This window comes from Paenibacillus sp. FSL M7-0896, assembly GCF_037975415.1.
Classification (GTDB): domain Bacteria; phylum Bacillota; class Bacilli; order Paenibacillales; family Paenibacillaceae; genus Paenibacillus_AQ; species Paenibacillus_AQ silagei.
Window position 1 is genome coordinate 1,493,745 of the sequence record NZ_CP150250.1, and the last position, 21,010, is coordinate 1,514,754.

The window sequence follows — 21,010 nt, forward strand, 5'->3', positions numbered from 1 at the left end:
GTTTAATATACATGCCCGTACGTCAAGAATCCACGCAAATTATGAACGCTGTCCGCACTAATCTGGAATCCTGTATTCTCGGTAAAAGCTTTGAAATAGAACTGCTGCTGACTGCACTGTTAGCAGGCGGACATGTCCTGATTGAGGATGTTCCGGGGACTGGAAAAACCCAGCTTATCCGCGCGCTCTCCCGGTCGATGTCCGGCGAATACCGGCGCATCCAGTGTAACCCGGATATTCTTCCGAGTGATATTACCGGCGTATCCGTCTATCATCCGCGTGATGAGATGTTCCACTTCCGTCCGGGTCCGGTGATGACCAATATCCTGCTGGCCGATGAGATCAACCGGGCGACCACCAAGACCCAGTCCGCACTGCTTGAGGTAATGGAAGAACGCAATGTTACGGTCGATGGAGAGACCTATCCTCTTCCGCATCCGTTCATGCTCTGTGCGACCCAGAATCCGATAGATTTCGAGGGAACCTATACCCTTCCCGAAGCTCAGCTGGACCGCTTCATGCTGCGGATCAGCCTGGGCTACCCCGATGCCTATACCGAGAAGAACCTGCTGCTAACCCATCAGCAGGGCCAACCGGTGGACAGGCTGGCTCCCGTAACCAGCATGGAGACGATTGCGGCCATTCAGGAGGAGATCCGCGATGTGTTCATCAGCGAGCCGGTGCTGAACTACCTGCTGGATGTGGTCCGCCAGACGCGGGTGCATCCGCTGGTGCTGCTCGGCGCAAGCCCCCGGGCATCCTTATCATTCATGATGGCCTGCAAGGCCTACGCTTTTCTCCAGGGACGGGATTATGTGCTGCCTGATGATGTGAAGACCCTGACCCCGTATACACTGGGACACCGGATCCTGCTGCGGCCGGAATCACGCCTGGACAACGTCAGCATGGACTCCCTTCTGCAGAAGCTGCTTCAGAGCATTAACGTGCCTGTAACCATGAGGCAATAAGATGAGGGCCTTACTTACGCGGGCTGCCGCTGCGGTTCAGCTGAGGAAGTTCACGGGCGTTCTGGCGATTTGGGTCATTACACTCTTCTACGTGCTGTTTCAGGGCGGCAAAACCTCGTTCATGCTGTTCATCATGGTCTCTGTTCTTTTTCTGTATCTGTTCATTGGCGGTCTTGAAGGGGTCCGGCGGGCCAGAGGCGCACGCAGCTTCTATTCCGAACAGGATAAGCCGGATCTGCTCTATGCCGGGGGTTTTTTAAAGGTGAAGCTGGAAGTGACCATTCCGGGATTTCTGCCTTTGCCCTACGTGGTTGTAAGAGAAATCCTCAAGCGCCATAACGGAGAGTCCTGGGTGTTCGAGGAGAGCCTGATTCCGAACATGGGCGGACGGGGCGAGCTGCTGTTCCAGACGCCGCTGCTGGAGCGGGGCCGTTATTCTTTTGAGAATACGGATATTCTCAGCGAGGATATCTTCGGTCTGATGGAGCATAAGGGGACTTTCAAGGCAGAAGGCCAATTCCGGGTGATGCCCCGGGCCGTCGTAGTGCCGCGCTGGCAACTGTATGAGCGCAAGGCGCGGCTGTCGGGGCCGCAGGTATCGCTGCTTCAGTCCAGGCGCGAGACCACGCAGATCAACGGTGTCCGTGATTATGTCTACGGGGACCGGCTGACGCGCATTCACTGGAATGCAACGGCGAAGACCGGCGAGTGGAAGTCGAAGGAATTCGAGCATGAATCCGTTCCCAGAACCATTCTGGTGCTGGACGGAACCTCCAGCGGCTATTACAACTCCGCACAATTCGAGCTGGCAGTCTCGGTCACGGCTTCTCTCCTCGGCTTCGGCATCCGGGAGCGGATCGGCATCGGCCTGTGCTGTCTGGATAAGCATAATAAGGTGTTCAGTCCGGCGGAAGGCAATGCCGAGCGGCAAAAGATGATTCAATATTTAATAGACATCAACGCAGAAGGCAAGGGGCCGCTGATTGACAGGCTGGAGAGTGTCCAGCGGATGTTCCCCAAGGGATCGTATTTCGTACTGATCAGTCCGCAGAGCGGCAGAGCGGTACTGGATACGCTGCGCTGGGCGGAGAACCGGGGGATGACCCCTTCCCATATTCATGTTCTGCATCCTTCCGGGAAATACCGGGCCGGAGAGTGGCAGAATATTTTGCACTCGCATGGCGTTACCGGACATAGCATCAGTACACTTCAGGAGCTTCCTGCGGTACTTGGAGGTGATTCTGTCCGATGAAGCACTGGTTCCAGGCGATACGTTCCTCATGGCATCACGGGCTGACGCTGCTATGGCTGAGTATTATCGCTATGCAGTGGGTGTCCTATACGGTGCCCTTCTGGCTGCAGGAGACCACCGTTTCTGTGGCGCTAACCCTGCTGGCTGTTACAGCTATTGAAATCATTTTTCCGTTCAAAAGAGTGTACCGCATTGTGCTGGAAGGCGCAGCAGTGGTACTTATTGTATACAACGTGATTATCAGCTACGGGATTTACATTCCCGATCCGCTGCTGCCGGCATTTCTTGACCGGCTGCCCGGGATAGCGGTATCGATGATTCCTTACATCTGGTTTGCGCTGGGGGCCTGGGCGCTGCTGCTTGTGTCCGCCTGGTGGGTGAACGGCAAGGCGCGGATTCTGATGTTCATCGCGGCGAATATCACGGCCTTCGCCGCGCTGGATTCATTCACGACAGCGGTAATGTGGCAGGAGGTAGCCTGGACGGTCTTTGCCGGTATGGGCTGGCTGGTCACCCGGCATCTGAGGAATTTCCAGCTGCATTATCCGCGCGGCTGGACCTATATGCTGAGGTATCCGATGAAGGTTGCCTTGAATATAGCGATTATTTTCTCACTGGTTATCCTTGCCGGGGTGAATATGCCGGGCGTGCGTCCCACCTTGACCGACCCTTATACCGCCTGGCAAAAGTGGAACGGTAACTCCGTCTCGTCCAGACCCTCCTCCGGGAGCGGTGACAGCGCAAGCGGCGGGTCAGCGGCGAACGGGACGACCTCGGGCTACAGCCTGAATGATGACAATCTGGGCGGGGGCTTCAACTTCGATTATTCGCCGGTCATGCAAGTGACCTCCGATCTGCGCACCTATATGCGCGGCGAGATCCGCAGTGTGTATTCGGGCAAAGGCTGGACAGATGATGATACCTCCGGCCGGGGACCGCATAACGAGGTGCAGGTGGGCGAGCCGCTGGAACGTGCTGCCGCCTCCAAGACAGAGACTCGTACGCTCAAGCAGACTGTCAAGCTGCTCGGAGGGAACAGCTATCCGGTTCTGTTCGGCGGCTATTCGATCTCGGGGGTAGACTCGGTGGACGGGCAGGAACAGAGCAGCGGCTTGTCCTGGCGGAGTGAAGACAGTGAATTGCTGTGGAATCCCGGAGGCAAAACAAGAGCTTACCCGCAGACCTATGTGATAACCTCGGAGGTGCCGGTGGTTCCCCTTAAGGAACTGAGCATGCAGACCTTCGAGCAGCTCTACAGCAACAAGAATATCGACCCGCAGTATCTTCAGCTCCCGGATAACTATCCTGAGCGGGTGAGCGCGCTGGCCAAGGAGATTACGGCGAGAGCGCAGACACCTTACGAGAAGACGATTCTGCTGCAGCAATATCTGCAAGCTTCTTTCCCTTATACGAATCAGCCGGATACCTCACGGGCCAGAAGCAAGGACATGGTCGAGAGCTTCCTGTTTGAGATTAAGGAGGGATACTGCGATTACTATTCCACGGCGCTTGTCACCATGGCGAGGTCACTGGATATACCGGCCCGCTGGGTGAAGGGATATGCTCCCGGGGAGCAGGCCGAGATTCCGGATAGCGTAATGCTTCAGCAGGGCGCTGCCGGCTATGTGAATAACAACTACACGATTACCAATGCGGACGCCCACTCCTGGGCTGAGATCTATTTCGGCGATTACGGATGGGTTCCTGTAGAGGCAACACCGGGCTTCGATGTTCCGGTGCTGACGCAGAGTGAGCAGGATAATCCGGATCAGCCTGAAGTAGAGGTTGAGGAGCCCGAGGAGCTTGAACCGGCGGTAGCGGGCCAGACGGACAAGTCCTCCGGATTCCATCCCGGCACCTGGGCCGTTGCTGGAGCAGCTGCTGTACTCCTGCTCTGGACCCTATTCCTGATCTGGCAGCGCCGGCTGAGCCTGCGCTTCCTGATTACCCGTATGCGTCTCGGCGGTCAGCCGACTCCGGCGCAAAAAGTTGTCGCAGAAACGGAGCGCTGGGTAAGGTATATGCGCAGGAAGGGTATGCTGAAGAAAGAGCATGAAACCCTGCGCGAATCCGTGGCACGGTGGAGCGTGGAACGCCCGCAAGCTGCAGGCAGTCTTGCTGCGCTGCTGAAGATGTTTGAGCGGGCGAATTACAGCCCTGAGGTTATTGAAGACAAAGACTGGCACAGCGTGTATACTGAAGCTTTGCGGCTGCGAAAAAGCATGAAGTCCGGCAAGTAATGCCCACTGGTGATGAAATGCTGCCGGACCCTGGGGTTTTTGCAGTCCTATAGAGCCGGGTTACAAGTTTCCTGTATGAAAATGAGGTGAATGTATTGTTTGAAAGATTAGTCCCCAAGCTCCGGGTAAACACGGTGTTTGATATCGCTCTGGAGGAGCTGTACCGCCAAGGCTACCGGGGAATTATTACGGATCTGGATAATACGCTGGTCGGCGCCAAGGCGCCGCTGGCTACTCCTGAGCTGCTGCTCTGGTTCACCAAGGTGAAGGAGCTGGGCTTCAAGCTTGTGATTGTATCCAACAACAATATGGACCGGGTGTCGCGTTTTGCCACCCCGCTGAATATTGAATTTGTACATCAGGCCAAGAAGCCCAGCAATTCCCCGTTCCTGCGGGCCATGAAGCTGATGGAGCTGGGACCGGAGCAGACGATTGTAGTCGGCGACCAGATGCTGACCGATGTATACGGCGGCAACCGGCTGGGTCTGTTCACGGTACTCGTGCTGCCGATCTCGGTCAAGGATGAGGGAATAGGAACAAGAATTAACCGCAGAGTGGAGCAGATTGCCTTGACCCGTCTGCGGAAGCAAGGATTGTGGCAAGAGGAGGATAAATCTTAATGAATGCAATGAACGATGGAACAGCGCGGCCTGAGAAATGCAGCGGCTGCGGCATTAAGCTACAGAGCGTAGACAAGGAGCTCCCCGGCTATATCCCGGAGGTCGCCTTCGAACGGGAGCCGGTAATTTGCCAGCGCTGCTTCCGGATCAAGAATTACAATGAAGCCTCTTCCGTATCGGTGAATCAGGATGAATTCCTGAAGCTGTTAAGCGGAGTAGGCGAGAAGAATGCACTGGTGATCCATATTGTGGATCTGTTCGATTTCGAAGGCAGTCTGATTTCCGGGCTGCAGCGGTTTGTCGGCAATAATCAGGTCATTCTGGCGGTGAACAAGATCGATCTGCTGCCGAAGGTGACCAACTGGAACCGATTGCGCAACTGGATGCAGCAGCGCTGTAAGGAAGAGGGATTGCGCACGGCGGAGATTGTCCTGGTCAGCGCGAAGCGCAATCAGGGCTTCGACCGTCTGCTGGAGGCCGTTACCGAGCTGCGCGGGCAGCGTGATGTATACGTTGTCGGGGCTACCAATGTAGGCAAGTCCACCTTGATTAACCGGCTGATCTCCGATTACAGTGACCTGGAAGAGGAGCTGACGACCTCCCGTTATCCGGGCACCACCCTCGATATGGTCAAAATCCCGCTGGATGACGGCCATTCCATCATTGATACGCCGGGAATCGTCTACCCGTGGAGGTACAGCGAGCTGGTCGAGCGCAAGGATCTGGGCGCAGTGATGCCCGAGAATCCGCTCAAGCCTGCGGTCTATCAGCTGAATGAAGGCCAGTCGCTGTTCTTCGGCGGACTGGGACGCTTCGACTTCATTCAGGGGGAACGTCAGTCCTTCACCTGCTTCATCAGCGGCACCCTCAAGATTCACCGCACGAAGCTGGAGCGTGCAGATTCCCTGTATCAAGACCACCGGGGCGAGCTGCTGTCTCCGCCGGGGACTGCCGACATAGACAAGCTGCCGCAGTGGCAGCGCCATGAATTCCGTATCGCCAGGAATAGTGAGACCGACCTGTTCATCTCCGGTCTGGGCTGGATCAAGGTGAACGGTACAGCCGGAGCAGTAGTAGCTGTCCATGTGCCGCGCGGCGTCAAGGTGCTTACCCGTCCTTCGCTGATCTAATTGTACAGGAGGAAGGCGACATGACTGAGACAAACAGGAACACGCAGAGTCACGGGGAGCTCCTGCTGGGCGTGATGGGTGACCCGATTGCCCAGTCCAAATCCCCGCTGATGCACGGGGCGGCGCTCCAGGCGCTCGGTCTCTCCGGCGCTTATGTGCCGCTGCACATTACGCCGGACAAGCTGGGCGATGCGGTGCAGGCGATACGGACGCTTGGCTTCCGGGGCGTGAATGTAACGATCCCCCACAAGGTTGCCGTGATGGAGTATCTGGACCGGCTGGATTCAAGTGCGGTGGATGTCGGCGCAGTCAATACCATCGTCAACGACAATGGTATACTGACCGGCTTCAATACGGATGGCATCGGATATGTCCGCTCACTGAAGACAGAGGCTGCGCCTGATCTTACCGGCGCCCGCATCCTCGTGATTGGAGCCGGCGGTGCGGCCAGAGGGATTGTCTCGGCGCTGCTGAAGGAGCAGCCGGCAATGGTCCTGATTGTGAACCGAAATGAGGAACGGGCCCGTCAGCTGGCAGATAGCTTCAGCAGCCGGGGCAGCTTAACCGGAGCAGGGATGGATGCCGTTCCCGGCGTGCTTGGCAGCATGGATATTGTAATTAATACAACATCCGTAGGCATGTATCCGCATATGGAGGACATGCCGATCGATCCGGCCGGGCTGCACGAAGGGATGATCGTCAGCGATCTGATCTATAATCCGCTGCATACCCGGCTGCTTACAGAGAGTCTGAAGCGCGGCTGCACCGTTCACGGCGGGCTGGGCATGTTCGTCTACCAGGGAGCTTACGCCCTGGAGTATTGGACGGGGCTTGTGGCTCCCGCAGCGATTATGCGGCAGACTATTGCGGATTGCCTCGGCCAGGTGCCGGGCAAATGATTTTCACTGAACAGGGTAATAATATATGTTAATTAAGGAGTTTTCACATTTATGTTAACAGGCAAACAAAAACGTTATCTGCGCTCTTTGGCTCATCATCTGGATGCTGTATTTCAGGTTGGCAAAGGCGGCGTAAACGATCATCTGATCCGTCACATTGAAGAAGCTATTGAGAAACGCGAGCTGATGAAGATCAGTGTACTGAATAACAACGCTGATGATCCCAAGGAAATTGGTGCCGCGCTTGCCGAGCAGTCCGGTTCGGAGCTTGTTCAGGTTATCGGCAAGACTATCGTTCTGTACAAGGAATCACGCGACAACAAAACGATCGAGCTTCCAAGATAGGAGGTTGACCTCTTGAGAGTAGGGATAATGGGAGGGACCTTCGATCCTCTGCATATCGGCCATATGATGGCCGCTGAGACGGCGCGCGAGAGCTACAGTCTGCAGGAGGTCTGGTTCATGCCTTCGCATATTCCGCCTCATAAGCATGAGGCCGGGGCAACCGGTGAACAGCGGCTGGCTATGGTGGAGGGAGCGGTGAAGAATCACCCTTCCTTTGGTATTCTTGACTGGGAAATCGTGCGGGGCGGAGTATCCTATACGCTGGAGACGGTGATTAGTCTGCAGGAGGAGTATCCTCAGCATGAGTTCTTTTTCATCGTGGGTGCGGATATGGTTCAGTATCTGCCCAAGTGGCAGGGGATCGAAGAGCTGGTGCAGCGGTTGACCTTCATCGGTGTGGGACGTCCGGGCACTCCGCTGGATCTGGGACTGCTGCCGGAGTTCATTGCCGGTAAAGTGCTGCTGGCGGATATGCCGCTGGTCGATCTCTCCTCCACCATGCTCAGAGCCCGGGCCGCCGAAGGAAAGTCGATCCGCTATATGGTTCCGGATGCTGTATATGAATATGTTCAAAGGAGTGGATTGTATGGAGTACAGCCGTGAAGCGCTGATTGAGGCGGTCTCCGGCCAGATGCCGGACAAACGCTGGAAGCATACACTCGGTGTGATGGAGTCTGCTGTGAAGCTGGCGCAGCGGTATGGCGCTGACCCGCAGCGGGCCGAGACCGCCGCCATCCTGCATGATGTGGCCAAATATTGGCCGGTGGAACGGATGCGGGAGATCATTGAACAGAACGGATTATCCGCTGAGCTTTTGAAATATGACAAGCAGCTATGGCATGCTGAGGTTGGTGCTTATACCGCCGAGCATGATTATGGCATTACGGATTCTGAGGTACTGGACGCGATCCGTTATCATACCTCGGGACGGGAGAACATGGGCCTGCTGGAGCGGATCGTCTGTCTGGCTGATTATATTGAGCCTGGACGGGACTTCCCCGGTGTGGAGGAGATCCGCAGGCTATCGAAGGTTAGCCTGGAGGAAGGCCTGATTGCCGGACTGGATTCCACTATACGTGTGCTGCTGGAGAAGCGCCGGGTCGTATTTCCGCTTACGGTGCTGGCGCGCAACGATTTAGTTAGAACATTGGAGGATAAACTATGAGTGTACAATCAAACAAGCTGTTTGAACTGGCGCTACACGCCGTTCAGGATAAAAAAGCAATGAACGTGGTGGCTCTCGATCTGCGCAGTGTGTCGCCGATCAGCGATTATTTCATCATCTGCCACGGTAATTCCGATACCCAGGTTCAGGCGATTGCCACTGAGGTGCGCAAGGTTGTTCATGAAGCTGGCGGAATGATCAAAGGCATTGAGGGGATGGATGCCGCACGCTGGGTACTGATGGACCTTGGCGATGTGATTGTCCATGTCTTCCACCGCGATGAGCGTGAATATTACAATATTGAGCGTCTGTGGTCGGATGCCAAGGTCGTGGAGACGGTATGAGTCTGATTGCAGGAACTACGGTTACGCTTGAAGTGATGCGGGAGGTATCCCCTTACGGGTACTTCCTGAGCGCAGGCGACCAGGATATCATGCTTCATTACACCGAGCTTGTGGGCAGCAAGCCGAAGATCGGAGACAAGGTGGAGGTCTTCCTCTTCTTCGATACCGAGGACCGTCCTGCGGCAACGATGAAGAAGCCTTATCTGACGCTTGGCGAGATGGCGCTGCTTGAAGTGGCGGATATCCATCCGCGGCTGGGCTGCTTCCTGGAGATGGGGCTTGGACGGCAGCTGCTGCTGCCGCTCAGCGAGCTTCCCGAGCTGGTGGAGCTGCGTCCGCAGATTGGCGACAAGGTCTTCGCAATTATGGAGCATGACAAGCAGGGACGTCTCCGTGCCAAGCTGGCCGGAGAGCAGGAGCTTGCGCCGCTGGCCTTGCCTGCACCGGAATCGTGGCAGGGGCAGACGGTCACAGCCCGGGTATACAAGCCGCTGCAGATGGGCACCTTCGTGCTTGTAGATGCCGGTGTGCTCGGCTTCGGCATCATCGGTATGGTCCACTCCTCTGAACGTGTTCGCTTGCTGCGTCTGGGTGAAGTGATTGAAGCGCGCGTGGCCCATATCCGTGAGGATGGCCGCGTCAACCTCAGCATGGGCCACCGCAAGGAAGTGGGCCGTGATGTGGATTCGGCGGCTCTGCTGGATTTTCTGGCTTCCCGTCCAGGCGGCGGAATGCCATATTCGGATGCTACGCCTCCCGATATTATCAAGCAGCGCTTCGGCATCAGTAAATCAGCGTTCAAGCGCGCGCTTGGCAAGCTGATGAAGGAAGGGCTGGTTGTCCAGAAGGAGAACTGGACCTATCTGGCTGCCCGCGAAGAGGAGCAGGCCGGACCGGACAGCGATTCTGACAACCAATAGTTTAGAGAAAGCGGTGTACGCAGTGTCTTCCTATGGCAAATTTGCTTATGTATACGATGCGCTTATGGCGGATATGCCGTATCCGGATTGGCTGGCCTTTGCCGAGACGGCATGGGGCAAATACGGCAAGCCGCGCACGGTAGCCGAACTCGGCTGTGGTACCGGCAGCCTGACGATTCCGCTGGCGGGGGCAGGGTATCACATGACGGGGATTGATCTTTCATCGGACATGCTGTCCGTTGCCCAGCGTAAGCTGGAGCATCAGCCGCAGGGACGGCGCTTTTTGCGGGAGGGCAGTGTGCAGTGGGTTCAGCAGAACATGAAGGAATGGGAGCTGCCGGAGCCGGTAGACGCCGTCATCTCCTTCTGCGACTGCCTGAACTATGTGCTGGAGGAGCAGGACATCCGGTCTGTGTTCTCCAGTACATATGACGGACTGAAGCCAGGCGGGACCTTCCTGTTCGATGTGCATCATCCGAACACGCTGATCCGCTATGAGGAAGAGCAGCCTTTCGTGCTGGATGAGCTGGATGTATCCTACATCTGGACCTGTGAGCTGGATGTGCCGCGCCGGGAGATTGAGCATCACCTGTCCATCTTCGCCCGCGAGGAGGGCCGTTCAGACATGTACCGCCGCTTCGAGGAGACCCATACCCAGCGTGCCTATGACCCGGAGTGGATGAAGCAGGAGCTGCTTGTCGCCGGATTCAGCGAGGTGTCGGTGTATGCGGATTTCGAGTGGGTGGCGGCGGATGATTCGGCGCAGCGGCTGTTCTATGTGGCTGTGAAATGAAGCTGCTAAAGAAAACTTGAAGCGTAATCGTCACTGCGGAGAACATTTGGACTTACGGCCGTTGTTGTCTGCAGATTTCTTGATTATATAGAGCACAGATGAGAACTTGAAGCGTAATCGTCACTGCGGAGAACATTTGGACTTACGGCCGCTGTTGTCACCAGATTTCTTGATTTAAACCACTGTTCGTGGTAGAAATCCGGCGACAAAGGCGGTCGCTACCGCTCCTACAGTTCCAAATTTCCCCTCCGTTCCTTTTTGCTTCTTGTTGAATTCTTTAGAGCTTCATATATGGTTGAGGTTGTATTGGAGGTCCTTACCTGAATTAGGTAAGGGCCTTCTTTGATCTTGATATGGACCAAATGTGTGCAAAAAACTGAATGCAAGCTTCTGCCCCTCATTCCCGCCGTCAGCTCACTTTCCATGGATTCAGGGGCACTTCTGCCCCTCATTCCCGCCGTCAGCTCACTTTTCACGGATTCAGGGGCACTTCTGCCCCTCATTCCTGCCGTCAGCCCACTATCCATGGATTCAGGGGCACTTCTGCCCCTCATTCCCGCCGTCAGCTCACTTTCCACGGATTCAGGGGCACTTCTGCCCCTCATTCCCGCCGTCAGCTCACTTTTCACGGATTCAGGGGCACTTCTGCCCCTCATTCCCACCGTCAGCTCACTTTTCACGGATTCAGGGGCACTTCTGCCCCTCATTCCCGCCGTTAGACTATTTTCAGCGAATTAAGGTGCAATCGGCAGGCGCGAGGTGTGTAGCCGTTCCTGCTTGCATGCCATAGCAAACCGGACCCTATCCGAAGGATACGATCCGGTCATCTTTCAAGCAGGCTTACCGGTGTTCGAACAAATCGATGGTGCCGAGTACAATATGCGCCAGACCAAATCCAAGAATGCCGGTTGCCGCGATCTTATATCTGCTTCCCAGAAAAGCTGCACTCGAAGCAGTAACTACGGTCCCCAGTACGGCGGGTATCATCCCTTCACGCATTCGAAACACTCCCTCACGGTAGTTTGAAAGACATTCGTTAGTGTGGGTTACGGAGGGAACAATTATACTTAGAGTTTATGCCAGCGGCGGCAGGGAGGTGGCTATCTGTCATAAACAGTCAATCTGCCACTCCTGCTGTGGTCGCCGGCCGGCCGGCCGGATCTTCGACCTCATGCACATTATAGAGCACACGCGCCAGCAGATCCTGGCTGTAATTGCCGAAGTGCTTGCCGTAAATGGTCAAGCCGCGTTTGTTAACCGGCTTGTCGGTGACGGCAATGCGGAAGGTCAGTTCGCTCTTGTAATCCAGCTTAATGTCATCCAAGGTGATGTCTGAGATGCGGCAGCCGTCAATGAAGCTGCCCTCCTGGTTAATGCGGATCAGCTTCAGCATGCCATACTGGTTAAGGTGGGGTGGCCACCAGTCCGGGTTGAAGGTGCCGCGTGCATCGCCGAAGTCCCCGGGGCTGGTCCAGAAGCCGATCTCAATTCCGTTCACATAGAAGTACAGATCCGAGGGGTAATTGTCGCTGAACCCGGGAGCCTCGGAGCCGATCTCCATGGAGAACTGGATTTCCCGGAAGGTCTGGTTGGCTTTGAGATAGTTAGGGATGCGGTACTCCAGGAAGCCTTCGGCCATCCAGATAATCTCGGAATCGATCCGCTGGGGATCGGCGAAGTAACGCGGCTCGTCGAAGTCCCCGATGATGCTGTCCTTGGTGGCCAGACCGCAGGTTGGAACGGCCTGATAATTACTGTAATGGCCCACCTGAATCTCGACCTCGTACAGATTATCGACATCCTTGCTGCGCAGATCCACCATCAGCTTATCTTTATTCAGGTAGCAGACCTTCTGAATTCCGTGCTTGCCTACGGCCGTATTAATCTCAATTAAGCCGCTCTCCTCCAGCTTCTTGATATGCATTGTGATGGCCCCGTTGCTGAGATTCAGCTTCTTGGCAATTTCGTTGAGATTCAGGGCCTGATTGGTCGCCAGCAGCTCAAGAATCTGGATGCGGATTTCCGAGCTGAGCGCCTTGAAGATATCAATCCCGCTCATCAGATCTTTAATATAAATCATATTTAGGGTACCTTCTTCCACTGAGGTCATGTGAATCGAAACTATTTTATAAAATTATAAACTAATCAACCCTAAAAGGAAAGTATTCTGCCTTTATTTGTAGAAAACGATTAAATTTAAGCTAAAAGTTAAAGTTGAAGGCTGTTTATTTTATATAAATATGAATACTTAATGCGCCGTTAAGTCAATAATTAATGATTTTTTTCAGTAAAAAGACAATTAACAACGTTTAGTTTGAATGTGTTTAAAAAGATTTATACTTTTATATTTACACTCCACTTTATATATGCTATTTTATACCTGTAAGCGAATACATTCAATTGTTTCTCAATTATTTGATTAAAGTGTGAAATATAGTACATCATGCGGTAGCTTGAACTAACAGAGCCGGTGAGGTTCCCTAGTTCTTCTATATAGATTGTATCAATTGAATTGCTCAGCAAATCCTAGGAGGGGTTACAGTGTTAAAGAAAAAGGGCTGGTTCACACTGCTGTCGTTAGTTCTGATGGTATCGGTTGTACTTACAGGCTGCGGCGGGAAGAACAATGCATCGTCCGGGGGCAATAGCGGAAGCGAAGCTACGGCGAATGCCGGGAACAAGGATTCCAAGGAAACCAAGAATCTTACCTTTATGTTCCGCGGGGGAACCGATGAGCAGAAGGCCTATGAGGGTGTAGTGAAAAAATATGAAGCTGATCATCCAAACGTCAAGGTTAAGATCGTTGTGACTGCGGCGGATCAATATGCGACTAAGCTGAAAGCCTCTATTACGGGAAACAGCGTTCCGGACGTATTCTATTTTGAATCCGGTGACCTGAAGGCGTATGTGAACAGCGGTGTGCTGCTGGACCTGACCAGCTATGTGGAGAAGAACCCTAACATTGATTTGAATAATATCTGGAAATATGGCGTGGATCTGTACCGTTACGACGGTACCATGGCCGGGCAAGGCAATCTGTATGGGATGCCTAAGGACGTAGGCCCTTTTGCACTCGGCTATAACAAGACCATGTTCGAAGCTGCGGGTATCCCGCTGCCGGACAAAGACAAACCGTACACCTGGGATGAATTCATCAAAGTCGCCCAGCAGCTGACGATTGACAAGGACGGGGACGGCAAGCTGGATCAATTCGGCGCAGGCTTCAACGTGCAGTGGGCCTTGCCTTCCTTCGTCTGGAGCAACGGGGCGGACTGGCTGGATGCGACTAAGACCAAGGTTACGATTGATGATCCGAAGTTTATCGAAGCCCTGCAATTTTTCACTGACATGCAGCTTAAATACGGAATTACGCCATCAACGGAACAAGCTCAGACTCTGGATACCTACCAGCGCTGGATGAAAGGTGAAATGGCCTTCTTCCCTGTAGGTCCTTGGGATATGAGCACTTACGAGAAGCTTCCCTTCGATTATGACCTGATTCCATATCCTGCCGGCTCTACAGGCAAATCCGCCACATGGACCGGCTCACTCGGTATCGGTGCTTCCGCCAAAACCAAGCATCCCGATGAAGCCGTGGATCTGATCAACTATCTGACGGCCTCCAAGGAGGGAATGGAAGCGCTGGTGAAGGCTAAGGTGCAAATTCCGAACCTGATGGATATGGCTAAGGAATGGGCTGCTGATACTACGACCAAACCGGCGAACAAGGAAGAATTCCTCCAGGTCGTGAATGAATACGGACGGGTGCTGCCTGGCCACTACACGTACAATGCTGAATGGTATAACCTGTTCTACACGGACATCCAGCCGGTGCTTGACGGCAAGGTTACCCCTGAGGAGTATGTGAAGACGGAACAGCCGAAGATGCAGAAGCTGCTGGATAAAGCGGTTGAGCAAGAGGCGAAATCCAAGAAATAAGCGGTACGCATCGTTCTTATCCAGCATACAAAGTGATGTCCGGTCTCCTGTAACAACGGGCCGGCATCACTTTATTCTGAGATGAACTTGTATATATTATGGGGACCCCGCAAAGTATCTGAATACTCATCGGAGCTGATGCATCACTTTGTGGGGAAAGTTATAGACTATCCGAATTTGAGGTGATTCTAATGAACACTAAGCTGGGTCTGTACCGCAAGGAGAAAATCTACGGATTTCTGTTTATCCTGCCTCCGCTGCTGGGACTGCTGATTTTTACGCTGTATCCGATGATCTATTCGATCTATGGCTCATTCACGGATTGGGATGGGCTCGGCCAGATGAACTTCATCGGCCTCGGCAACTTCAAGGATCTGTGGTCGGATGAGCTGTTCCATAAGGCCTTATTCAATACTTTGTTCATGATGCTTGGCATTCCGATCGGCATTACGCTGGCGCTGCTGCTGGCGCTTGGGCTTAACCGGGGGGTGCCGGGGACTACAGCGTTCCGGGTCATCTATTATGTTCCGGTCATTTCTTCTCTGGCCGCAGTATCGATCATGTGGAACTGGGCCTATAACGGTGATTATGGTCTCGTCAACCAGTTCCTCGATCTCTTCGGAATCAGCGGGCCGAACTGGATGGCGAATAAATATACGGTCAAGCCGGCGCTGATCATTATGGCGGTATGGAAGGGCCTCGGTTATACAATGCTGCTATATCTGGCGGCGCTGCAGAGTGTCTCCAGATCTTATTATGAAGCGGCGGAGCTGGACGGAGCCAGCGGCTTCAAGTCCTTCTGGCATATCACCTGGCCGATGGTGCGCCCGGTAACCTTTTTCATCATCGTGACCAACATTATTGGAGGATCGCAAATTTTTACCGAGATGAACATTATGACTCCTACAGGCGGGCCTGAATATGCTTCGGCCTCCGTGGTGTTCTACATTTGGCAAAAAGCCTTCGGCAACTTCCAGATGGGCTATGCCTCTGCTATGGCGGTATTCCTCGGCGTGTTCATATTTGTTGTGACTCTTATCCAATTCCGAATGAACGAGAAGCAATCGTTCGATGTCGATTAACCGAAGAGGGAGGAGACCATAACTATGACGAGCAGAAGAAGAGTTACGCATAGCATTATCTTTGTTCTACTTTTAATCGGCGCGGTGTTCATGATCGGCCCGTTGCTCTGGATGCTGTCCACCTCATTCAAGGATAAGCAGGATGTGTTCGCCCTGCCTCCGGTGTGGATTCCGCGGCCGTTCCATTTCGATAAATATAGTGAGATCTGGGAAGCGGGTCCGCTCCTGAGCGGGATCAAGAACAGCTTGATTATCGCCGTCACGGTAACGATCGTGGGTACGTTTACCTCCAGTCTTGCGGCGTTTTCGTTTGCTAAATTGCGGTTTCCGGGTAAAAATAAAATATTCCTGCTGATGCTGTCATCCCTGATGATTCCGTATCCGGCAGTCATGATTCCGCAGTTCTTCATGTTCTCGAAGCTGGGCTGGATTGATACGCTGCTGCCGCTGATCGTGCCGGGCTTGTTCGGCAATATCGTCATGATCTTCTTCCTGCGGCAGTATCTGAGCAGTGTGCCGAATGCCATTATCGAAGCGGCCAAAATCGACGGAAGCTCGTACTTCCGCCTGTACAGCTCAATTACCTTCCCGCTGATCAAGCCGGCGGTGGCAGCGCAGCTGATCCTGTGGTTCATGGGCATCTGGAACGACTACCTGTCTCCGATTATCTATCTGAATTCACCGGAGAAGCAGACCCTCCAGCTGGTTATCGCCAACTTCAATGCGACCTATGCGATCCAGACGGACTATCCGCTGATTATGGCGGCTTCGATTATTGCCCTGCTGCCGATGCTGATTATCTTCCTTGTTTTCCAAAAGCAAATTATTGAATCTGTTGCCATCTCCGGAGTGAAGGGTTGACCCTTCCTTCGGAATACCAAATTACCGGCTGAGCACCGCCAGCCACCAGTTCAAGACCAAAGGAGAAACCATAATGAATACAAATAGAGAGTACACTAATCCGCTTGTCGAACAGCGTGCAGATCCCTGGGTATACAAGCATACCGACGGCTATTACTATTTCACCGCTTCCGTGCCGGAGTACGACCGGATTGAAGTACGCAGAGCGTTAACGATTGAGGGACTTCGGGAAGCACAGCCGGTAGTCGCCTGGCGCAAATATGAGAGCGGCCCGCTCAGCGCCAATATCTGGGCACCCGAAATCCATTTCATTGACGGCAAATGGTATATTTATTTCGCTGCCGCCCGGACCACTGAAACGAAGGAAGGACTGTTCGACCACCGGATGTACGCCCTGGAGAATACTTCGGCTGACCCGCTGCAAGGGGAGTGGGTGGAGAAGGGCCAGATAAAAACCGCCTGGGAATCCTTTGCCTTGGACGGCACCTCATTCGGGCATAAGGGAGTACAGTACTATGTATGGGCGCAAAAGGACCCTGAGATTGACGGCAACTCCAATCTGTATATCTCAGCCATGGAGAACGGCTGGACGCTCAAGGGTCCGCAGACGATGATCTCTTCGCCGGAGTATCCGTGGGAGGTCATCGGCTTCAAGGTAAACGAGGGTGCTGCCGTGCTGAAGCGGGGCGGCCGGATCTTCGTGAGCTTCTCGGCCAGCGCCACCGATCACAACTATTGCATGGGGCTGCTTACCGCAGACGAGGATAGTGACCTGCTGGACGCTGCATCCTGGACCAAGCATCCCGAGCCGGTGTTCCAGACCAGTGAGGAGAACGGGCAGTACGGCCCGGGACATAACAGCTTCACCGTGGACGAGAACGGCGAGGATGTGCTGATCTACCATGCCCGCAGCTATAAGGAGATCACCGGCGACCCGCTTTACGACCCGAACCGCCACACCCGTGCCCAGCGCCTGCGCTGGAACGCGGACGGCACGCCGGATTTCGGGGTGCCGGTGAGGGATGGCAGGGAGTAGGGTAGAATTCAGTCGGGAATAGAGTGGGATAGCACGCTGAACTGCGGAGTTCCGTTGAAGGCCGCTCCGAAGGTGGGCTATCGGCTGCATAGAATGAAATGCCAAAAGTCCCGCAACCCTTTGAAGGGGAGCGGGACTTTTTGGTGCTGAGCTGCGGCAATAGGATATAGGAATAGAGGGGCTGTAACTGTACCTTGCGGTTGCAGTTTGTGCAGGATTTCCGCGCTGGCAGCTTCTATTGAGCTGCATTGTTGCACTTATTGCAGGAATTTTCTACACTTGTTACTGGCTGAGACACATTGCTGCACTTTTTGCAGGAATTTCATCAATTCGGTGCTAGTTTGGGCTACATTGTTGCATTTAGTGCAGGATTTTCGCATAGGCCGCTTCTATTGAAGTGCATTGTTGCAATTTGTGCAGGATGTTGGCGTGACTGGCGTCTAATGAGTTGCATTGTTGCATTCCTTGCAGGATTTCCGAGCTGGCTGTTCGCTAGTGCTTTATTCTGCACGAATGCCCTTACTTTTCCCCTAGAGGAACCGGAATAGTGTGTCTATAGAACTTAATATAGTGGAAGCCGTCCATCTCCAGGAATTCCGGCTTCTCTGTGGTCTGGAAGGAGTATGTGCGTTCCCACAGGATATTGCCGTTCTTGAGGTCCCACGGGCGGGAATCGGATATCGAACTGACGGGAACGGCGGCTCCTTCGGCTTGAACAGCCAAAGTATCCTTATCCAGCATAGTGAACTGCTTCCCGGCGACCACAATATCATAGCCGTCAGCAGTCCGGGAGACGCTGCGAATCCAGAGCTTCTCCTCGCCGACTTTAACGGAGTGGTCTGAGGGTGAGGCCAGCGGGATCGGCTGCCCGACCTTCTGATATCCGCTGAAATTATCCAGTACAAGTTCAACACTTTGCAGCTTGTCTGTTGGCAGCACATCGTATTCAATTATAAATTCCGGGGTTCCCTTTTTGCTGGAATTCGTACCCCGCATCGACCGGGAATTCATTTCCGTCCCATTCACATACAGTTTGGTTACAGCAGAGAATCTTGGATTTTCTCCATTATCCATCTTATAATGACCCTTTACGATGGTTGACGTAGGAGAAGCCGTAATCGTGTCATAGTAGACGGTTCCCTGATCCACCGGTACAGCCTGGTCAATATCCGCAACGAGCAGGCTTTTCATGGCAAGATTCGGGTCATATTTGAAAGAGATAGGGAATTGGACCAGTTCTCCGCTTGTCAGCTTTGCATTGAGATTCACGGTCAAATTTCTGGAAAAAGGGCTGACCGGCTCAAATTTGTAAACACCCTCGTACCGGGTCCTGTCCGGGCTGTAATCTCCGCCGCCTCCGATAGGATCAGAGTCAGTAAACAAGCCTTTAATATTATTGAAGGAGTAATTCGAGAAGGCCGTCTCATCAAACACCCGGCCGGCCGGAAGCTGTATACTGTAAAGCATCAGCAGATTATTATCGTCTGCAATCACACCTTTGACGGTGAAGACGGTCCCGTCCTTAAGGGTTTTGCTTTGGTTGACCGCTTGTCCGTAACCCTGCTTAACTACTTGAGTGAAGTTCACTGTATTCAGATCAGCCTGACTGAACAGCTTCCCGCCGTAATAGGCCAACGCCGGATACTGATAGACGCCCACTGTCAGTAACATGGCTGCGGCGGCTGTGGCGGCCCAGGTCCGTGTCCGTCCAGCCCGTGATTTCCGTCTAACCGGAGCCTGCTCCAGCGCCTTCCGCAATCTGCCTTCAAGTTCTGACGGCGTCATGGTCTGCTGATGCTCCTGTAATCTCTCCTCGATCGTTCTCATAACGGTCACCTCCAATCATAGCTTTTAGTTTCTGTATTCCCTGCGATATTCTGGACTTGATCGTGCCGACCGGCGCTTCGGTGATATCGGCAATGGTCTGATACGGCAGATCGTGGACATAACGCAGCTCAATCGCTTCCCGCTGCCGGGGATTCAAATGTGCGAGCAGGACGGACAAATCCATTTCAGACTCGGTATCGCGGTACGGGTTAGTTGCAGTCCATGCCTCCATTGCAGGCTCCGGCGCCTCTTCCTCCTCCAGGGGAACGAACCGGTTTTGGTTGCGGAGGACCGTTTTGCAGCGGTTGACCAGAATGGTTTTGCTCCAGCTATAGAAGGCCTCGCGCTTCTTCAGTTGTTCCAGCTTCTCATAGAGCGTGACGATCATATCCTCCATTACATCCATCGCGTCATGCTCATTCCTCATGTAGCTATAGGCAAGACGATAATAAGCGTCCTGTTCGGCTAGGATTAGTTCTAATAATGCTTCTTTGTTACCGCGTTGTGCGGCTCTGACAAGACGGCTTATATTCATGTGCTCACCCCTTTCACAGATAAGAGTGCGTAGCGGCCCGGAAAGTTCATTATGCTCTCAAAAAAATATCCACAGCCTATTCCAGAGAAATCGTTAGTCTCTGGGTAGGCTGTGGAGGGAACGAAGAATAGGCAGGAGCTGGCGAATGCTCTCACGCTCATTCGTAGAACAGCAGGCGCTTGGCATAAGCGTTGCGGAACTCGGTGGGAGTGAGGCCAACAATTTTTTTGAAAGATTTCATGAAATTATGGCAATCCTTATAGCCTAGCTGCAATGACACTTCGCTGACGTTCTGGTTGGTGTCGGTCAGCAGGAATTTCGCCAGCTCCATCTTCTGCTGCAGAATATATTGCTTCAGGGAGATCCCGGAGATGACGGTGAACAGATGGGAGAGATACTTCTCGTTATAGCCGAAATAGGCGGCGATCTGTGATACCTTAATATGCTCGCTGCGGCTCCATTTGATGTAATCTACAATATCGTTGTAGAGCTGCTCCTGCTTGGTTCTTTTGAACGGATCGGCATCGGTTGGCAGGGTCTGGCTGTACAGCTCGCACAGAATAACGGTAGACATATAGTTGCCCAGCACCGTCTGATTGTAGCTCCGCACCGAGTCCTGGAGCTGCTTCATCATGACGATGATTTTCTCGACATTCCGCAGGGTTCCGTATTGAGGCAGGTGAATTACATATTCTTCCTTGTCGCCGTTTGACGGAGGGGGGCCCGCAGTCTGACTACCGTTCGCAGCATGAAAATGCAGCCAATAAAAGCTACAGTCTGAAGACTTGTACCCGTATTGTCTGGTAAGCGGAGGCAGGAGCAGGAACTCGCCTTTGGAGACGACGAACTGCTGGTTGTCACCCGCCAGGTAGAGCACGCCTTCGGTCATAACTATCAGCTCATAATCCTGTAAAATCCGGCTTAAGTGAATCCACTCCGCCGAGGGGGCCACGAATTTGCCGGTCATCTCCAGATGTACCGGCTTATCTACCAGCAGTGTGAATGCAGTCATGTCATAATCCCCCTCGTTGTGGAAATAGTCTTATCCTATTAC

Annotated in this window: 21 protein-coding genes; 16 read left to right on the forward strand and 5 right to left on the reverse strand. The window is 53.5% G+C overall.

Annotation, left to right across the window (positions count from 1 at the left end; translation table 11 throughout):
* Window positions 1-11 precede the first annotated feature (11 nt).
* The 12 genes from MKY12_RS06305 to MKY12_RS06360 all read left to right on the forward strand — a co-directional run bounded on the left by MKY12_RS06305 (window position 12) and on the right by MKY12_RS06360 (window position 10,676).
* Window positions 12-968 carry a MoxR family ATPase gene (locus MKY12_RS06305; RefSeq protein WP_339313210.1) on the forward strand — a complete coding sequence of 319 codons (957 nt, stop codon included), beginning with the start codon at window positions 12-14 and terminating at the stop codon, window positions 966-968.
* A gap of 1 nt (window position 969) precedes the next feature.
* On the forward strand, window positions 970-2,220 hold the full coding sequence (locus MKY12_RS06310; RefSeq protein WP_339313211.1) for a DUF58 domain-containing protein: 1,251 nt from the start codon (window positions 970-972) through the stop codon (window positions 2,218-2,220).
* Window positions 2,217-4,460 carry a transglutaminase domain-containing protein gene (locus tag MKY12_RS06315; protein ID WP_339313212.1) on the forward strand — a complete coding sequence of 748 codons (2,244 nt, stop codon included), beginning with the start codon at window positions 2,217-2,219 and terminating at the stop codon, window positions 4,458-4,460. Before MKY12_RS06310 ends, MKY12_RS06315 begins: the two co-directional genes overlap by 4 nt.
* 95 nt (window positions 4,461-4,555) lie before the next feature.
* Window positions 4,556-5,080, forward strand: coding sequence for a YqeG family HAD IIIA-type phosphatase (locus tag MKY12_RS06320; RefSeq protein ID WP_339313213.1), 525 nt, complete (start codon window positions 4,556-4,558; stop codon window positions 5,078-5,080).
* 8 nt (window positions 5,081-5,088) lie between these two features.
* Window positions 5,089-6,210, forward strand: coding sequence for a ribosome biogenesis GTPase YqeH (gene yqeH, locus MKY12_RS06325; RefSeq protein WP_209878215.1), 1,122 nt, complete (start codon window positions 5,089-5,091; stop codon window positions 6,208-6,210).
* Between the two features lie 20 nt (window positions 6,211-6,230).
* Window positions 6,231-7,109, forward strand: a complete 879-nt coding sequence (gene aroE / locus MKY12_RS06330; protein ID WP_339313214.1) for a shikimate dehydrogenase — start codon at window positions 6,231-6,233, stop codon at window positions 7,107-7,109.
* Between the two features lie 51 nt (window positions 7,110-7,160).
* Window positions 7,161-7,454, forward strand: a complete 294-nt coding sequence (gene yhbY, locus MKY12_RS06335; RefSeq protein ID WP_036697934.1) for a ribosome assembly RNA-binding protein YhbY — start codon at window positions 7,161-7,163, stop codon at window positions 7,452-7,454.
* A 12-nt stretch (window positions 7,455-7,466) separates the two neighbouring features.
* Window positions 7,467-8,057, forward strand: coding sequence for a nicotinate-nucleotide adenylyltransferase (locus MKY12_RS06340; RefSeq protein ID WP_209878117.1), 591 nt, complete (start codon window positions 7,467-7,469; stop codon window positions 8,055-8,057).
* Window positions 8,041-8,619: a bis(5'-nucleosyl)-tetraphosphatase (symmetrical) YqeK gene (gene yqeK, locus MKY12_RS06345; protein ID WP_339257359.1), complete on the forward strand. Its 579-nt coding sequence runs from the start codon at window positions 8,041-8,043 to the stop codon at window positions 8,617-8,619. Before MKY12_RS06340 ends, yqeK begins: the two co-directional genes overlap by 17 nt.
* On the forward strand, window positions 8,616-8,963 hold the full coding sequence (gene rsfS, locus MKY12_RS06350; RefSeq protein WP_036725699.1) for a ribosome silencing factor: 348 nt from the start codon (window positions 8,616-8,618) through the stop codon (window positions 8,961-8,963). The genes yqeK and rsfS overlap by 4 nt, the downstream gene beginning before the upstream one ends.
* Window positions 8,960-9,883, forward strand: a complete 924-nt coding sequence (locus tag MKY12_RS06355) for a S1-like domain-containing RNA-binding protein (protein WP_339254747.1) — start codon at window positions 8,960-8,962, stop codon at window positions 9,881-9,883. Before rsfS ends, MKY12_RS06355 begins: the two co-directional genes overlap by 4 nt.
* Before the next feature lie 22 nt (window positions 9,884-9,905).
* On the forward strand, window positions 9,906-10,676 hold the full coding sequence (locus MKY12_RS06360) for a class I SAM-dependent methyltransferase (protein WP_339314806.1): 771 nt from the start codon (window positions 9,906-9,908) through the stop codon (window positions 10,674-10,676).
* An 840-nt stretch (window positions 10,677-11,516) separates the two neighbouring features.
* On the opposite strand, the gene MKY12_RS06365 is transcribed toward MKY12_RS06360, so the two are convergent.
* On the reverse strand, window positions 11,517-11,675 hold the full coding sequence (locus MKY12_RS06365) for a hypothetical protein (protein WP_036725695.1): 159 nt from the start codon (window positions 11,673-11,675) through the stop codon (window positions 11,517-11,519).
* A gap of 118 nt (window positions 11,676-11,793) precedes the next feature.
* Window positions 11,794-12,756: a winged helix-turn-helix transcriptional regulator gene (locus MKY12_RS06370; protein WP_209878121.1), complete on the reverse strand. Its 963-nt coding sequence runs from the start codon at window positions 12,754-12,756 to the stop codon at window positions 11,794-11,796.
* Window positions 12,757-13,217: 461 nt separating this feature from the next.
* Here MKY12_RS06370 and MKY12_RS06375 point away from each other — a divergent pair, with 461 nt between their 5' ends.
* The 4 genes from MKY12_RS06375 (at window position 13,218) to MKY12_RS06390 (ending at window position 17,594) form a co-directional block, all read left to right on the forward strand.
* Window positions 13,218-14,615 carry a sugar ABC transporter substrate-binding protein gene (locus MKY12_RS06375; RefSeq protein WP_339313215.1) on the forward strand — a complete coding sequence of 466 codons (1,398 nt, stop codon included), beginning with the start codon at window positions 13,218-13,220 and terminating at the stop codon, window positions 14,613-14,615.
* Between the two features lie 191 nt (window positions 14,616-14,806).
* A complete protein-coding gene (locus MKY12_RS06380) occupies window positions 14,807-15,697 on the forward strand; it encodes a sugar ABC transporter permease (RefSeq protein ID WP_036725691.1) in 891 nt (296 codons plus the stop codon).
* An 18-nt stretch (window positions 15,698-15,715) separates the two neighbouring features.
* Window positions 15,716-16,558, forward strand: a complete 843-nt coding sequence (locus MKY12_RS06385; RefSeq protein WP_036725688.1) for a carbohydrate ABC transporter permease — start codon at window positions 15,716-15,718, stop codon at window positions 16,556-16,558.
* 73 nt (window positions 16,559-16,631) lie between these two features.
* Window positions 16,632-17,594 (forward strand): family 43 glycosylhydrolase, encoded by a 963-nt coding sequence (locus MKY12_RS06390; RefSeq protein WP_339313216.1) that lies wholly within the window; start codon window positions 16,632-16,634, stop codon window positions 17,592-17,594.
* Between the two features lie 519 nt (window positions 17,595-18,113).
* Here MKY12_RS06390 and MKY12_RS06395 read toward each other — a convergent pair.
* The 3 genes from MKY12_RS06395 to MKY12_RS06405 all read right to left on the reverse strand — a co-directional run bounded on the left by MKY12_RS06395 (window position 18,114) and on the right by MKY12_RS06405 (window position 20,968).
* Complete coding sequence (locus MKY12_RS06395) at window positions 18,114-19,421, reverse strand: DUF4179 domain-containing protein (protein ID WP_339313217.1); 1,308 nt, start codon at window positions 19,419-19,421, stop codon at window positions 18,114-18,116.
* Window positions 19,360-19,956 (reverse strand): sigma-70 family RNA polymerase sigma factor, encoded by a 597-nt coding sequence (locus MKY12_RS06400; protein ID WP_339313218.1) that lies wholly within the window; start codon window positions 19,954-19,956, stop codon window positions 19,360-19,362. The genes MKY12_RS06395 and MKY12_RS06400 overlap by 62 nt, the downstream gene beginning before the upstream one ends.
* Before the next feature lie 157 nt (window positions 19,957-20,113).
* Window positions 20,114-20,968 (reverse strand): AraC family transcriptional regulator, encoded by an 855-nt coding sequence (locus MKY12_RS06405; RefSeq protein WP_076079707.1) that lies wholly within the window; start codon window positions 20,966-20,968, stop codon window positions 20,114-20,116.
* Between the last annotated feature and the right edge of the window lie 42 nt (window positions 20,969-21,010).

What these genes read in the sequence shown, in the direction of transcription:
- MKY12_RS06390 (WP_339313216.1), top strand. Translation starts at nt 16,632, where the DNA reads ATGAATACAAATAGAGAGTACACTAATCCGCTTGTCGAACAGCGTGCA.
- MKY12_RS06370 (WP_209878121.1), bottom strand. Translation starts at nt 12,756, where the DNA reads ATGATTTATATTAAAGATCTGATGAGCGGGATTGATATCTTCAAGGCG.
- MKY12_RS06310 (WP_339313211.1), top strand. Translation starts at nt 970, where the DNA reads ATGAGGGCCTTACTTACGCGGGCTGCCGCTGCGGTTCAGCTGAGGAAG.
- MKY12_RS06315 (WP_339313212.1), top strand. Translation starts at nt 2,217, where the DNA reads ATGAAGCACTGGTTCCAGGCGATACGTTCCTCATGGCATCACGGGCTG.
- MKY12_RS06400 (WP_339313218.1), bottom strand. Translation starts at nt 19,956, where the DNA reads ATGAATATAAGCCGTCTTGTCAGAGCCGCACAACGCGGTAACAAAGAA.
- MKY12_RS06380 (WP_036725691.1), top strand. Translation starts at nt 14,807, where the DNA reads ATGAACACTAAGCTGGGTCTGTACCGCAAGGAGAAAATCTACGGATTT.
- aroE (WP_339313214.1), top strand. Translation starts at nt 6,231, where the DNA reads ATGACTGAGACAAACAGGAACACGCAGAGTCACGGGGAGCTCCTGCTG.
- MKY12_RS06355 (WP_339254747.1), top strand. Translation starts at nt 8,960, where the DNA reads ATGAGTCTGATTGCAGGAACTACGGTTACGCTTGAAGTGATGCGGGAG.
- MKY12_RS06365 (WP_036725695.1), bottom strand. Translation starts at nt 11,675, where the DNA reads ATGCGTGAAGGGATGATACCCGCCGTACTGGGGACCGTAGTTACTGCT.
- MKY12_RS06405 (WP_076079707.1), bottom strand. Translation starts at nt 20,968, where the DNA reads ATGACTGCATTCACACTGCTGGTAGATAAGCCGGTACATCTGGAGATG.
- MKY12_RS06305 (WP_339313210.1), top strand. Translation starts at nt 12, where the DNA reads ATGCCCGTACGTCAAGAATCCACGCAAATTATGAACGCTGTCCGCACT.
- yqeK (WP_339257359.1), top strand. Translation starts at nt 8,041, where the DNA reads ATGGAGTACAGCCGTGAAGCGCTGATTGAGGCGGTCTCCGGCCAGATG.
- yhbY (WP_036697934.1), top strand. Translation starts at nt 7,161, where the DNA reads ATGTTAACAGGCAAACAAAAACGTTATCTGCGCTCTTTGGCTCATCAT.
- MKY12_RS06395 (WP_339313217.1), bottom strand. Translation starts at nt 19,421, where the DNA reads ATGAGAACGATCGAGGAGAGATTACAGGAGCATCAGCAGACCATGACG.
- rsfS (WP_036725699.1), top strand. Translation starts at nt 8,616, where the DNA reads ATGAGTGTACAATCAAACAAGCTGTTTGAACTGGCGCTACACGCCGTT.
- yqeH (WP_209878215.1), top strand. Translation starts at nt 5,089, where the DNA reads ATGAACGATGGAACAGCGCGGCCTGAGAAATGCAGCGGCTGCGGCATT.